Source organism: Streptomyces apocyni (genome assembly GCF_009739465.1).
In the GTDB taxonomy this organism is placed as follows: Bacteria; Actinomycetota; Actinomycetes; order Streptomycetales; family Streptomycetaceae; genus Streptomyces; species Streptomyces apocyni.
In genome coordinates this window covers 148,160-161,406 of the sequence record NZ_WHOM01000040.1, presented here as the reverse complement: position 1 = coordinate 161,406, position 13,247 = coordinate 148,160, and the positions used below count along the sequence as shown (strand labels likewise).

The following is a 13,247-nucleotide window of genomic DNA, read 5'->3' as shown; positions in this document are numbered from 1 at the left end:
TCCCAGGTCTGGAAGAGCGGATGGCCGGGCGTAGCGTTGAGCAGTTGGTGGCCGAACTCAAAGCGGCCAAGCCGGTAGAGAAGGAGCAGTTCTGCCGCAGGCCCGCGCCATGCGACTGATGTCGAACGGTTCAACTTGCCTGATCCAGCTGCCGCTTGCCGTAGCTGTGGCTCTCGTCCCGGAGGCCTGCTTCATCTCGCGGTAGCGCTGGCGCCGTCCTCGGTCCTGGACCCACGCCGACATCCCCCAGACCTTCCTCGCCCTCAACTGCGCACATCTGCTGGCGGCGCCTCAGAAAGCAGTGCTGAATCTGAGCCCTCAGCCCGAACCGGCGACCAGTGCCTCGCCGAGCGGGGTGCGGCAGTAGAGCACCGACCGTCCGGACCGGGCGCGGACGAGCAGCCCCGCGCCTCGCAGGATGGCGAGGTGGTCTCCTACCGCGCCGGGTGCCATGGCGAGGCTTCGGGCGAGGTGGCTCGTACTGGCCGGGGCGTCCAGAGCTACCAGCAGCCGGGCTCGGGCCCGGCCGACCAGAGCGGTCAGCGCGTCCGGTCGGGGGATGGTCTCCTGTTCTCCCCACAGGGCGGCGGTGCCGCGGGCACGGTAGATCAGGGTTCTGGGCCAGGGGTCTTCCAGGTGGGCGGCGATGTTCCCGACGAAGACCGAAGGGATCAGCAAGAGCCCGTCCCCGGCGAGGCGGACTGTTCCGACTTGGGGGAAGTGGCCGACCTCGATGCCGCCGGCTTGCCAGGCGATGCTCGGGTGCAGGCTCTCGATCGTCGTGGCCCAGCCGTGTTCGCCGATCACCCCCACCTGGTGCACGACATCGCGCTCACAGATCGCGCGCAGTTGCGGCCAGTCCGTGGCGAGCAGCTCGTGCCACGCCTGGTCCATCGCCGCGGCGATCCTGGAGACGGCGTCCGGCGAGTCCAGCACCGCGCGTACGCGGGGATCACGGGCGGACGGACCGGTGGCGGTGGCGGCGGTGGCGAATTCGTGGCGGGCCGCTTCCCGTGGTGTGGCCCTGATCACGGCCAGGTCGTCCGCCCAGGTCTGGTTGAGGCCGCGCGGGGGCGGGGCGATGAAGTTCGGTCCGCCTTGCGGGATCTGCAGAGCGAGGGCGGCGTTCAAGTCGGTCTCGCGGCGCAGCCGTTCAAAGGCCGGCAGGAGCCGGGTGGCCCAGGCTCGCGGCAGCGGCCGGTCCTGGCCGGCGAGCGAGCGCAGCAGGAAGCAGAGGTCCATCGCGGGCGACAGTGCGAAGCGGCTGCGCAGCAGGTCCTCGACGGAGACTTCGAAGCGCAGCACCCTGCCAGGCTACCGCGGGACGTCTGTTCCGATTCGTCCAGCGACGAATCATTGGTGAGTGGCGTGGGCGCACGTCGAGGCTGGGCGCCATGACCCCGACCGCCGGACCCGCGCAGGGCAGCCACCGTGCCACCTACCGGGAGGTGTTGGCCGAGCCGCGTTTCCGGCTGCTCTTCTCGACCCGCATCGTCGCGATCACCGCGGGCTCGCTGCGGATCACCACGTTCTCGGTGCTGGTCTTCGCGGCCACCGGCTCCGCGCTGTTGAGCGCCGTGGCCTTCGGCATCGGCTTTCTCCCGCAGTTGTTCGGCTCGCTGCTGCTGGGCTCACTGGCTGACCGACTGCCGCCCCGCGCGCTCATCACTGGCGGCTACGCGTTGGAGTGCGCCGCCGCCCTGCTGCTCGCCCTGGTGCGGATGCCGATCGCGGCAAGCCTGGGTGTGGTGGCGCTGGTCGCCCTCGCCACACCGGTGTTCGGCGGCGCGTCGAGCCGTCTGGTCGCGCAGTGGCTGGAGGGCGACGCCTATGTGCTGGGCCGTTCACTGAACAACATCGCTGCCTCTGGCGCGCAGTTGTTCGGTCTGGCGCTGGGAGGTGCGGTCGTCGCGGTACTCGGCCCGCGCCGGGCGCTCGCGCTGAGCGCCGCGCTCTACCTCGGCTGCGCGCTCGCTGTCCGCATCCGGCTGCCCCGGCTGCAGCTGGGAGAGTTCGGCGGCATTCCCGGCAGCGCTCGGGGCGATGGCGGGGCCGTCCGGGCAAGCCTGCACGGTGCAGGTCTGCTGCTGCGCGGGCGCACGGTGCGACGACTGATGCTGGCCCAGTGGCTACCGCCCGCGTTCGTAGCGGGCGCGGAAGGCCTGATCGTCGCCTACGCGGGAGGACGCCACTTCGCGCCCGGCTGGTACGCGGTGCTGATGGGCTGCCTGCCGGTCGGCATGCTGGTCGGTGACCTGCTGGTCGGTCGGCTGCTACGGCCGCCCACCCGGGAGCGACTGGTCGTCCCGTTGATTGCGCTGATGGGACTGCCGCTGGTCGGCTTCGCTGCCGAACCCGGAGTGGGCGTCTCGTCCTGTCTGCTGCTGCTCTGCGGCTTCGGATTCGCCTACGGTCTCGGCCTGCAACGGCCGTTCCTGGACGCCCTGCCACAGCATGGCCAGGGCCAGGCCTTCGGCCTGCTCGGCTCCGGCAGCATGACGCTACAGGGCGTCGGGCCAGTCTGCTTCGGCTCGGTGGCCGCAGGCATCGGAACAGGCCGCGCCATCGCCCTGGCAGGCTGCGCGGCGGCGCTCACCGCCAGCTGGATTCTCACCTGGCACCCGCCCACACATCCCGGTCCCCGGTCCCCGTCCCGAACTACCCAACGGGATCTTGAGACCACGAACAACCCATGGAAGGTTCATGCCGCATGACCGATAAATTCGCGAAGGACAACCTGCACGGGAGACTGCGGCGGGACCGCGAGGCGCTGCTCTGGAAACTCGACGGCTTGTCCGAATACGACGCCCGCCGACCTTTGACAGCGACCGGGACCAACCTCCTCGGCCTGGTCAAACACGTGGCCACCGTCGAGGCCAGGTACTTCGGCGAGGTCTTCGACCGCCCCTCCCCGGAACCGCTGCCCCGGTGGCAGGACTCCGACGGCAGCGACCAGTGGGCGGCCGAGGACGAGACCCGCGATCAGATCATCGGGTTCTACCGGCGTACGTGGGAACACTCGGACGCGACGATCAATGAGCTTCCCCTCGACGCCCCCGGCCACGTGCCGTGGTGGCCGGAGCCTTATCCCAACACGAACCTGTTCGCCATCATGGTCCACGTCCTCGGCGAGTCCATCCGGCACGCCGGGCACGCCGACATCCTGCGCGAGGGCCTCGACGGCCGGACCGGGCTGCGCGCCGAACACGAGCAGCAGATCGATGAGGAAGCCCGTGCCGCCTACCGCGCGAAGATCGAGCGGGCCGCCAGGACGGCCGCATCCATAAAGGCTTAGTCGGACATACCAGGCAGCCTCAGGGGCCGAAGGGGCGCGGAGTCAGTTCGCGGGCCGCTTCCGCCAGTGAAGCCATCGCTGCCCGTTGCAGGCCGGGGCCGAACGTGATGCGGGTCGCGCCTGCCTCGCCCAGCGTGCGCACGCTCGAACCGTCGGGGCCCGCGAACGCGTTGAGGGGGCCGTCGATGGCCGCCCGCAGCTCTGGCAGCGCCTCGGGCGGGGCCAGGATCGGGTAGACGCAGTCCGCCCCGGCCGCCACGTACAGGCGTGCCCGGGTGATCGCCGCCGTCACGGGATCGGCCGACCCCCGTACGAACGTGTCCACGCGTGCGTTGAGGAAGAGCCGATCCCCCGCCTCGGCCCTTACCTCCGCCAGCCAGTCCGCGTGGCGCCGCGGGTCCTTGAGGACGCCGTCGACTGAGTCCTCAAGGTTTATGCCGACCGCGCCGGTGTCCAGGACCCGTGCGACCAGCTCCTTGGGAGCGAGGCCGTAGCCGGACTCGATGTCCGCTGAGACCGGTACGGAGACGGCCCGTACGATCCGGGTCACCGCCGCGAACATCTCCTCGGCGGGCGTGGACCCGTCCTCGTAGCCGAGGGAGGCCGCGATTCCGGCGCTGGGCGTCGCGAGGGCCGGGAAACCGGCCTCCTCGAAGACCCGGGCGCTGGCGGCGTCCCAGGGGCCTGGCAGGACCAGCGGGTCGCCGGGGGCGCGGTCGTGGTGCAAGGTCCGGAAGGTGTCCACCGGCACAGCCATAGCTATCTCGCGTCCGTCTCTACTTGAAGTCGCCGGGCTTGTAGTGGCCCGGGACCATACGGGTGCTGACGGCGAAGCGGTTCCAGGCGTTGATCGTGATGATCTGGGCGAGCAGATGGGACAGCTCCTGCTCGTCGAAGTGCTCGGCGGCCTTCGCGTAGACCTCGTCCGGTACGAAGCCGTCGGTGAGGACGGTGACCGCCTCGGTCAGCTCGATCGCCGCGAGCTCCTTGGCCGTGTAGAAGTGCTGGGACTCCTGCCAGGCGCTGAGCTGGATGATCCGCTCGACGGTCTCGCCCTGGTCGAGGGCGTCCTTGGTGTGCATGTCGAGGCAGAACGCGCAGTGGTTGAGCTGCGAGGCGCGGATCTTGACCAGTTCGGCGATGACGGGGTCCACTCCTTTCGCGGCGGTGGCCTCGAACCTCGCCATGGCCCGGTAGACCTCGGGGGCGTTCTTGGCCCAGTCGAATCGTGGGGTGTGCTCGGGTGCGTAATGCGTGGTCATGGGTACGAACTTAGCGGCGGGGCAGCCCAAGGGTATGGTCCATTTCCATGCCGGAAAACTGGGCCAATCTCGGCGTCGATCTGCATCTGGACGTGGGCACTTCAGGCGTACGGAAGGGGCTGACCGACGCCCTGCGCGAAGCCGTACGCGGCGGGCGGCTCGCCCCCGGCACCCGGCTGCCCTCCTCGCGTTCGCTCGCCGTTGACCTGGGCATCGCGCGCAACACGGTGGCTGATGCGTACGCGGACCTGGTGGCCGAGGGGTGGCTGACCGCGCGGCAGGGCTCGGGGACGCGGGTCGCCGAGCGGTCGGTGCCCCGGCCCCTCGCGGCGCCGCTGCCGCCGCGGAGCAGCGGCCCGGTGACGTACAACCTGCTGCCCGGCTCCCCCGACCTCGCCTCGTTCCCGCGCGCCGAGTGGCTCAAGGCCGCCCGGCGCGCGCTGGCCGCGGCGCCCAACGAGGCGCTCGGCTACGGCGATCCGCGCGGGCGCGTCGAGCTGCGTACCGCGCTCGCCGACTATCTGGCGCGGGCCCGTGGCGTCTACGCCGACCCGGACCGGATCGTCGTCTGCTCCGGCTTCGCGCACGGGCTGGCGCTGGTGGCGAAGGTGCTGCGGGAGCGCCGGGTGCGGGAGGTCGCGGTGGATTCGTACGGGCTCGATGTGCACTGGGACGTGCTGAGGTCGGCGGGGTTGCGGCTGCCGCCCTTGGCGTTCGACCTCCTCGGTACCCGTACCGAGGAGCTGGCGGCGATGCGGCCGGGGGCGGTGCTGCTGACGCCCGCGCACCAGTTCCCGATGGGGATGCCGCTGTCGCCGGGGCGGCGGGCGGAGGCCGTGGAGTGGGCGCGGCGCGGCGGCGGGCTGATCCTGGAGGACGACTACGACGGCGAGTTCCGGTACGACGGTCAGTTGGTCGGCGCGTTGCAGAGCCTGGACCCGGACCGGGTGGTCTACATGGGGACGGCCAGCAAGTCCCTGGCGCCGGGACTGCGGCTGGGCTGGATGGTGCTGCCCGGCTCCCTCGCGTCCCCCGTGGCCAAGGCCAAGGGACCCGAGGACTGGGCCTGCGGGACCCTGGACCAGCTGACGCTCGCGGAGTTCCTGACCTCGGGGGCGTACGACCGCCATGTGCGCGGCGCCCGGCTGCGCTACCGCAGGCGGCGCGACCAACTGGTGGCGGCGGTGCGAGAGCGCGCGCCGGAGGTGACGGTGAGCGGGATCGCGGCCGGGTTGCACGCGGTGCTCGAACTCCCGCCGGGCACCGAGCAGTCGGTGCTGCGCGGGGCCGCCTGGCAGCGGCTCGGCGTCCTCGGCCTCAGCCGGTTCCGCCACCCGGACGCCGATCTGCCCGCGCGCGACGCGGTGGTCGTCGGCTATGGGACACCCCCGGACCACGCGTGGGCGGGGGCGCTGGACGCGCTGTGCGGGGTGCTGCCGTAGGGCATGCTGGGCTCGAACACACGCAACCAACCACGGGGGATGGCAGAGATATGACGAGGCGTCAACGCAACCGGCAGCTGAAGACGGGTGGCGTGGTGCTCACCGCGACGGCTGTCCTGATGACCGCACTCGCGGCGTGCGGCTCCAGCACCAAGAAGTACTGCGTGGACGAGGACGACTTCCGCGCGGGCCGCGGCTATCGCGTGATCAACAAGAAGTACTGCTCGGACTCGGACAAGACCAAGGTGTCGGACTCCTCGAGTCTCAAGATCAAGGGCGTCGTCTCGGACCCGGAGTGGTACTACAAGGGCAAGAAGAAGAAGGGCTGGGCCAAGGGCGGCACCTTCAACAAGCCTGGTTAGAGCGCGTCGCGGGACCCGGGGCGGCGACGCGGCGCCCCGGGTCCCGCGCGGACCGTGCGAGCCGCGCGGGCCGTACGGCTCGGTGCGAACCGCGCGGGCCGTACGGCTCGGTGTCAGTCGGCTACGTACTGCCGCAGGTTCGCGGGCTTGAGGCCCGCCGCGTCCGCGGCGTCGAGTGCGCGGGTCAGGTCGGCCTCCAGCGTCGGGCCCATGTGCAGCAGGATGATGTCCCCCGACTCCAGCTCACCGGTGGGCTGCTGGCCCCAGGACAGGTCCTGGCTCCACATCACCAGGGCCTCGGCGCCACAGGCGCGGGCGACCTTCCGGGTGTCCTCGTTGTAGAAGGGCCAGGGGTACGTCGCCCCGCCCGAGGGGCGGAAGAGGCGGGGGCTGTCGCCGAAGGCGGCCAGTTGCCGGTCGCGGGCGTCGCACAGCTCCGCGCGCTGGTCCTGGTAGCTGAGCTTGGTCAGGTCGGGGTGGTTGACGGTGTGGTTCTCGACCCGGGAGGGCCCGCTCGCCAGCAGCGAGCGGTAGTACTCCGGGTACGCCTCATACGCGCCGGGCAGCAGGAAGAGCGAGGCCGGGATCTGGCGGTCCATCAGGAGCTTGCGCGCTCCGGCGGCCTGGTCGGCGCCCCAGCCGTCGTCGATCGTGATGAAGACGACCGGGTCTTCGGTGTCGACCTTGGTGACGACGGGGACGGGCTCCGGCCAGGCCGACCCGCCAGGCACCGACTCGCCTGGCGCCGAAGCGGCACCGGCCGCCGCTGCCGGGCCAGCGAGGCCCAGGAGCATCAGAACGGGTACGAGGACGGCGAGTGTTACTCGGGTTACTCGGGTTCTCCGCATGAGCCGCATCATTGGTCCAGACCAACTCTGCTGTCAACGCCCCGAATTCGGCCTCACACGCCGCCCTCGCCGCCCTCCCCCACCGGTGAGATCAGCCCGCCAGCACCGCCCGCAGCTGGTCGAGCCCCCAGTCCAGGTCCTCCTTGCTGATCACCAGCGGCGGCGCGATCCGGATCGTCGAGCCATGGGTGTCCTTGACCAACACCCCCTTGGCCATCAGCTTCTCGGAGATCTCCCGGCCCGTGCCGTACACCGGGTCGATGTCCACGCCAGCCCACAGCCCGCGCCCGCGCACCTCACGTACCGCCCCGGTGCCGGTGAGCAGCCCCAGCTCGCGGTGCAGATGCTCGCCCAGTTCGGTGGCCCGCTGCTGGAACTCGCCGGTCCGCAGCATCGCGACCACCTCAAGACCCACCGCACAGGCCAGCGGGTTTCCGCCAAAGGTCGAACCATGCTCGCCCGGCCGGAACACCCCGAGCACCTCCGCGCTGGACACCACCGCGGAGACCGGCACCACACCCCCGCCCAGCGCCTTGCCCAGGACGTACATATCGGGCACGACACCCTCATGCTCACAGGCGAAGGTCCGGCCCGTACGCCCCAGACCGGACTGGATCTCGTCCGCGATGAACAGGACGTTCCGCTCCCGCGTCAGCTCACGCACCCCCGCCAGGTAACCGGCCGGGGGCACCAGCACGCCGGCCTCGCCCTGGATGGGTTCGAGCAGTACGGCCACGGTGTTCTCCGAGACCGCCTTCTCCATCGCCGTCAGGTCGCCGTACGGCACGATCTCGAAGCCCGGCGTGTAGGGCCCGAAGTCGAGCCTGGCCTCCCGGTCGGTCGAGAAGCTGATGATCGTGGTCGTCCGGCCATGGAAGTTGTTCCCGGCGACGACGATCTTCGCGGCGCCCTCCTTGACGCCCTTGACGCGATACCCCCACTTCCGGGCGGTCTTCACCGCGGTCTCCACCGCCTCCGCCCCGGTGTTCATCGGCAGCACCATCTCCATGCCGCACAGCTCGGCCAACCGCGTACAGAAGTCCGCGAACCGGTCGTGATGGAAGGCCCGCGAAGTGAGCGTGACCCTCTCCAGCTGGGCCTTGGCCGCGTCGATCAGCCGCGGGTTGCCGTGGCCGAAGTTCAGCGCCGAGTACCCGGCGAGCATGTCGAGATAGCGACGGCCCTCGACATCCGTCAACCACGCGCCGTCGCCCGTCGCGACGACGACGGGCAGCGGGTGGTAGTTGTGCGCGCTGTGGGCCTCGGTCGCGGCGATGGCATTCGCCGTGGCGCTCGCCGTGGCATTCGCCGTGGCGTCCGCCGTCGAGGACGGCTGGCCTGTTGCAGTCGTACGAGACACGGGATCTCCGTTCGTTCTGCGATGTGATGTGGGGCAGGTGGTTCCGCGGTGTGGGGCGGGGGTGGTGCCCACTTTCTATCGTCGCTCGCATGCTGGACGAAGAAACCTCGCCCGGCGTCGCCGGGTAGTCTGCCCCCAGGATCGTGACTGGCGTGCTGGGATGGGATGGACCATCGGGGAGCGGTCCTTGAACTGTGTGCCGCGCGCCTGGGCCGACCCGTGTACGAACGTCACGTCCGGAGGTCCGTCCGTCATGCCAGAGCCCACCCATCCCGCCGCGTCCCCCGCCTTCCGTAACGCCCTCGAAGTGATCCGCGGGGTCGAGCCGCGCGTCGCCGACGCCATCAGCCAGGAGCTCGCCGACCAGCGCGAGATGCTCAAGCTGATCGCCAGCGAGAACTACGCGTCCCCCGCCACGCTGCTCACCATGGGCAACTGGCTGAGCGACAAGTACGCCGAGGGCACCGTCGGCCGCCGCTTTTATGCGGGCTGCCGCAACGTCGACACCGTCGAGGCCCTCGCCGCCGAACACGCCCGCGAACTCTTCGGCGCCCAGCACGCCTACGCCCAGCCGCACTCCGGCATCGACGCCAACCTCGTCGCCTTCTGGGCCGTACTCGCCCAGCGCGTCGAGGCCCCCGCCCTGGAGCGCGCGGGCGCCCGCCAGGTCAACGACCTCTCCGAGCAGGACTGGGCCGAACTCCGCGGCGAGCTCGGCAACCAGCGCATGCTCGGCATGTCCCTGGACGCGGGCGGCCACCTCACCCACGGCTTCCGCCCCAACATCTCAGGCAAGATGTTCGACCAGCGCAGCTACGGCACCGACCCGGCCTCCGGCCTGCTGGACTACGAGGCCCTGCGCAAGACCGCCCGCGAGTTCCGGCCCATGATCATCGTGGCGGGTTACTCGGCCTACCCCCGGCTGGTGAACTTCCGGATCATGCGGGAGATCGCCGACGAGGTGGGCGCGACCCTGATGGTGGACATGGCCCACTTCGCTGGCCTGGTCGCGGGCAAGGTCCTGACCGGCGACTTCGACCCCGTACCGCACGCGCAGATCGTGACCACCACCACCCACAAGTCCCTGCGCGGCCCGCGCGGCGGCATGGTCCTGTGTGACTCCACGCTGGCCGACCAGGTCGACCGTGGCTGCCCGATGGTGCTCGGGGGTCCGCTGCCGCATGTGATGGCGGCCAAGGCCGTGGCGCTCGCCGAGGCCCGTCAGCCCTCCTTCCAGGGCTACGCCCAGCGGGTCGTCGACAACTCCCGCGCGCTGGCCGACGGCCTGATGCGCCGGGGCGCGACCCTCGTCACCGGCGGCACCGACAACCACCTCAACCTGATCGACGTCGCCTCCTCCTACGGCCTCACCGGCCGCCAGGCCGAATCCGCCCTCCTCGACTCGGGCGTGGTCACCAACCGCAACGCCATCCCGGCCGACCCCAACGGCGCCTGGTACACCTCCGGCATCCGCATCGGCACCCCCGCGCTGACCACGCGCGGGCTCGGGGCGCGGGAGATGGACGAGATCGCCGCGCTGATCGACACCGCGCTCACCGTCGCCAAGCCCGGCACCACCAGCAAGGGCGCGCCCTCCAAGGCGCAGTACGTGCTGGACCCGAAGACCGCGGACGAGATCTCCCAGCGAGCCACCGACCTGCTCACGGACTTCCCGCTCTACCCGGGCATCGACCTGAGCTGAGCGGACAGCAGCGGCGGCAGCGGCGGACGGGCGGAGGCGCACCAGTACCAGCGCCCCGCCCGCCCGTCTGCCCGTCAGCCCGTCTGCCCGTCCGCCCGTCCGCCCGCCGCCCGTCCGTGCTCCCCGCGCGCCCCCGCGCGCTCCCCCATGTGTTCCCCGTCTCATTCCCCACGCTCCGCCGCTCGTCGGCGGCCCGGCACCGGCCACCTGAGCCCGAACCGGCCACGGCACCTGAGAGAATGAGCGCATGGCCTCTGATCGTCCCCGCGCGCTCTCCGGTATCCAGCCCACCGCAGGTTCGTTCCACCTCGGGAACTACCTCGGTGCGATCCGTCAGTACGTCGCCCTGCAGGAATCCCATGACGCGTTCTACATGGTCGTCGACCTGCACGCGATCACCATTCCGCAGGATCCGGCCGAGCTGCGCGCCAACACCCGGCTCGCCGCCGCCCAACTGCTGGCGGCCGGTCTCGACCCCGAGCGCTGCACCCTCTTCATCCAGAGCCACGTCCCCGAGCACACGCAGCTCGGCTGGGTGATGAACTGCCTCACCGGTTTCGGCGAGGCCTCCCGGATGACGCAGTTCAAGGACAAGTCCGCCAAGCAGGGCGCGGACCGCGCCACCGTCGGACTGTTCACCTACCCGGTACTCCAGGTCGCCGACATCCTCCTCTACCAGGCCGACCAGGTCCCGGTCGGCGAGGACCAGCGCCAGCACGTCGAGCTCACCCGCGACCTCGCCGAGCGCTTCAACACGCGTTTCGGACAGACCTTCACGGTCCCGGCCCCGCACATCGTCAAGGAGGTCGCCAAGATCTACGACCTCCAGGACCCGGCGGTCAAGATGAGCAAGTCCGCCTCCACGCCCAAGGGCCTGGTCAACCTGCTCGACGAGCCCAAGACCACGGCCAAGAAGATCAAGAGCGCGGTCACCGACACCGGGTCCGAGATCCGCTTCGACGCCGAGCACAAGCCGGGTATCAGCAACCTCCTCACCATCTACTCCACCCTCACGGACACCGGAATTCCGGAACTTGAGCAGAAGTACGAGGGCAAGGGCTACGGTGCGCTGAAGACGGACCTCGCCGAGGTGATGGTGGAGTTCGTCACACCGTTCCGCGCTCGCACCCAGGAGTACCTGGACGACCCGGAGACGCTGGACTCGATCCTCGCCAAGGGCGCGGAAAAGGCCAGGGCCGTCGCCGCGGAGTCCCTCGCCCAGGCGTACGACAAGGTGGGCTTCCTGCCCGCCAAGCACTGACCGGACCAACACCAGCACCAGCACCGCCACCACCACCAGCACGCGACGACCGCACATGGAGGAGAACGACGTGGGGACCGTAACGCTCGGCGTTTCGATCGCGGTCCCGGAGCCCTATGGCAGCCTGCTCCAGGAGCGGCGAGCGGGCTTCGGCGACCCCGCGGCATACGGCATCCCCACCCACGTCACCCTGCTCCCCCCGACCGAGGTAGCGGCCACGTCGGTGCCCGCCATCGAGGCGCATCTCGCGGAGGTGGCGGGCGCGTCCCGCCCCTTCCCGATGCGGCTGTACGGCACCGGCACCTTCCGGCCGCTGTCGCCGGTCGTCTTCGTCCAGGTCGCCGAGGGCGCCGCGGCCTGCACCTGGCTACAGAAGCAGGTCAGGGACGCGTCGGGCCCGGTCGCCCGGGAGCTGCAGTTCCCGTACCACCCGCATGTCACGGTGGCGCACGGCATCGCCGACGAGGCGATGGACCGGGCGTACGACGAGCTCAGCGAGTACGCCGCCGACTGGTCCTGCACCGGGTTCGCCCTGTACGAGCAGGGGCCCGACGGCGTCTGGCGCATGCTCCGCGAGTTCGGCTTCGGCTCCCCGACGGTCCCCGCGCAAGCCGACGCCCCAGAGGCCGAGGCCCCGTCAGCGCCTCGGGGTACGCTCCCCGCCCACTGACACAGCCGTGCCGGGCGCCCCACCACGGGGGCACCCGGCACCGGTCACTGTGCTACCGCGTCACTTCTTCGGGATCCACTGCTCCCAGGTGGACTTGTTCTCCTTGACCCACTTCTCGGCAGCCTTCTCCGGGGTCATCTTGTCCTTGGCCACGTACTTGGCCACCAGGTTCTGGTCGTCCGTCGACCAGTTGAAGTTCTTCAGGAACTCGGCGGCGTCGCCGCCTTCCTTGGCGAAGTCCGCGTTCATCCACTTCTGCAGGGGAACGTCAGGGTAGGCGCACTCGATCTTCTTGGCGTCCTTGTCACAGCCTTCCTTGTACTCAGGAAGCTTGACCTCGACCAGGTCCATGGTCGCGTTCATCCACTGCGGGGTCCACCAGTAGGTGAGGAAGGGCTTCTTGTTCTTGTAGAGCTGCTCAAGCTGCGCCAGGTGGGTGGCCTCGGCTCCGGCCTCGATCGGCTTGTAGTTCAGATCGAGGTTCTTGATCAGCGCGTTGTCGTGCGAGACGTACGACGGGTCGCCCTTGATGAACTGGCCCTTGTCGCCGCTCTCCGGTGTCTTGAAGAGATCGGCGTACTTGTTGAGGTTCTTGTAGTCGGTGATGTCCGGGTTCTTGTCGGCGACGTACTTCGGCACGAACCAGCCGATGTGACCCGTCACGCCAAGCTCACCGGCGGAGACGATGGTCTTGTTGCCCTCGACGTACCGCTTGACCTCCTTGGGGTGGCCCCAGTCCTCAAGGATGGCGTCGATCTTGCCCTGACTCATATCGTCCCAGGCCGGAGTCTCATCCATCTGCTTGGTCTCGACCTTGTAGTCGAGCTCGTTCTCCAGCAGGTACTTGGCGACAGCGGTGTTCACCTCCGCACCGACCCAGGTGGGCGTGTGCAGGCTGACGGTCTTGTCGTCGGAGCCGGTGTCGGCGGCACTGCAGGCGCTCAGGGCGAGCAGGGCCAGTGCGCCGGTGGCGGCGATGCCGGTTCTACGGAGACGGGCGGTGTGGTTCTTGTTCATGACGTACTGACTTCCTTAAATGGGGGGG

General features: G+C 70.0%; 13 protein-coding genes and 1 riboswitch. Of the genes, 7 read left to right on the top strand and 6 right to left on the bottom strand.

Features of this window, described 5'->3' with window-relative positions; genetic code table 11:
* Positions 1-318: 318 nt before the first annotated feature.
* Entirely contained in the window at positions 319-1,305 is a 987-nt protein-coding gene (locus tag GCN81_RS08025; RefSeq protein WP_156723126.1) for an ArsR/SmtB family transcription factor, read from the bottom strand.
* Between the two features lie 89 nt (positions 1,306-1,394).
* Between GCN81_RS08025 and GCN81_RS08020 the strand changes: the two genes are divergently transcribed.
* Both GCN81_RS08020 and GCN81_RS08015 read left to right on the top strand, forming a co-directional pair.
* The gene (locus tag GCN81_RS08020) at positions 1,395-2,714 is read left to right on the top strand and encodes an MFS transporter (protein ID WP_156723124.1); all 1,320 of its coding nucleotides are present in this window, start codon (positions 1,395-1,397) and stop codon (positions 2,712-2,714) included.
* Positions 2,711-3,295 carry a DinB family protein gene (locus GCN81_RS08015; RefSeq protein ID WP_156723122.1) on the top strand — a complete coding sequence of 195 codons (585 nt, stop codon included), beginning with the start codon at positions 2,711-2,713 and terminating at the stop codon, positions 3,293-3,295. Before GCN81_RS08020 ends, GCN81_RS08015 begins: the two co-directional genes overlap by 4 nt.
* Before the next feature lie 19 nt (positions 3,296-3,314).
* Here GCN81_RS08015 and GCN81_RS08010 read toward each other — a convergent pair whose 3' ends face one another.
* Both GCN81_RS08010 and GCN81_RS08005 read right to left on the bottom strand, forming a co-directional pair.
* A complete protein-coding gene (locus GCN81_RS08010; protein ID WP_156723120.1) occupies positions 3,315-4,052 on the bottom strand; it encodes an isocitrate lyase/PEP mutase family protein in 738 nt (245 codons plus the stop codon).
* Between the two features lie 19 nt (positions 4,053-4,071).
* A complete protein-coding gene (locus GCN81_RS08005) occupies positions 4,072-4,557 on the bottom strand; it encodes a carboxymuconolactone decarboxylase family protein (RefSeq protein ID WP_156723118.1) in 486 nt (161 codons plus the stop codon).
* Positions 4,558-4,604: 47 nt separating this feature from the next.
* Between GCN81_RS08005 and pdxR the strand changes: the two genes are divergently transcribed.
* Positions 4,605-5,999 carry a MocR-like pyridoxine biosynthesis transcription factor PdxR gene (gene pdxR, locus GCN81_RS08000; protein WP_156723116.1) on the top strand — a complete coding sequence of 465 codons (1,395 nt, stop codon included), beginning with the start codon at positions 4,605-4,607 and terminating at the stop codon, positions 5,997-5,999.
* A 50-nt stretch (positions 6,000-6,049) separates the two neighbouring features.
* Positions 6,050-6,361, top strand: coding sequence for a hypothetical protein (locus GCN81_RS07995; protein ID WP_156723115.1), 312 nt, complete (start codon positions 6,050-6,052; stop codon positions 6,359-6,361).
* A 113-nt stretch (positions 6,362-6,474) separates the two neighbouring features.
* Here GCN81_RS07995 and GCN81_RS07990 read toward each other — a convergent pair whose 3' ends face one another.
* Both GCN81_RS07990 and rocD read right to left on the bottom strand, forming a co-directional pair.
* Entirely contained in the window at positions 6,475-7,209 is a 735-nt protein-coding gene (locus tag GCN81_RS07990) for a polysaccharide deacetylase family protein (RefSeq protein ID WP_156723113.1), read from the bottom strand.
* A gap of 91 nt (positions 7,210-7,300) precedes the next feature.
* A complete protein-coding gene (gene rocD, locus GCN81_RS07985) occupies positions 7,301-8,485 on the bottom strand; it encodes an ornithine--oxo-acid transaminase (protein ID WP_156723423.1) in 1,185 nt (394 codons plus the stop codon).
* A gap of 217 nt (positions 8,486-8,702) precedes the next feature.
* A riboswitch (ZMP/ZTP riboswitch) is annotated at positions 8,703-8,789 on the top strand.
* Between the two features lie 33 nt (positions 8,790-8,822).
* Between rocD and GCN81_RS07980 the strand changes: the two genes are divergently transcribed.
* From GCN81_RS07980 to GCN81_RS07970, 3 genes are all read left to right on the top strand, one after another.
* Complete coding sequence (locus tag GCN81_RS07980; RefSeq protein WP_156723111.1) at positions 8,823-10,271, top strand: glycine hydroxymethyltransferase; 1,449 nt, start codon at positions 8,823-8,825, stop codon at positions 10,269-10,271.
* 247 nt (positions 10,272-10,518) lie between these two features.
* The gene (trpS, locus tag GCN81_RS07975) at positions 10,519-11,532 is read left to right on the top strand and encodes a tryptophan--tRNA ligase (protein ID WP_156723109.1); all 1,014 of its coding nucleotides are present in this window, start codon (positions 10,519-10,521) and stop codon (positions 11,530-11,532) included.
* Positions 11,533-11,602: 70 nt separating this feature from the next.
* Positions 11,603-12,202, top strand: a complete 600-nt coding sequence (locus GCN81_RS07970) for a 2'-5' RNA ligase family protein (RefSeq protein ID WP_156723107.1) — start codon at positions 11,603-11,605, stop codon at positions 12,200-12,202.
* 60 nt (positions 12,203-12,262) lie between these two features.
* On the opposite strand, the gene GCN81_RS07965 is transcribed toward GCN81_RS07970, so the two are convergent.
* Entirely contained in the window at positions 12,263-13,219 is a 957-nt protein-coding gene (locus GCN81_RS07965) for an ABC transporter substrate-binding protein (protein WP_156723105.1), read from the bottom strand.
* Positions 13,220-13,247: the final 28 nt, after the last annotated feature.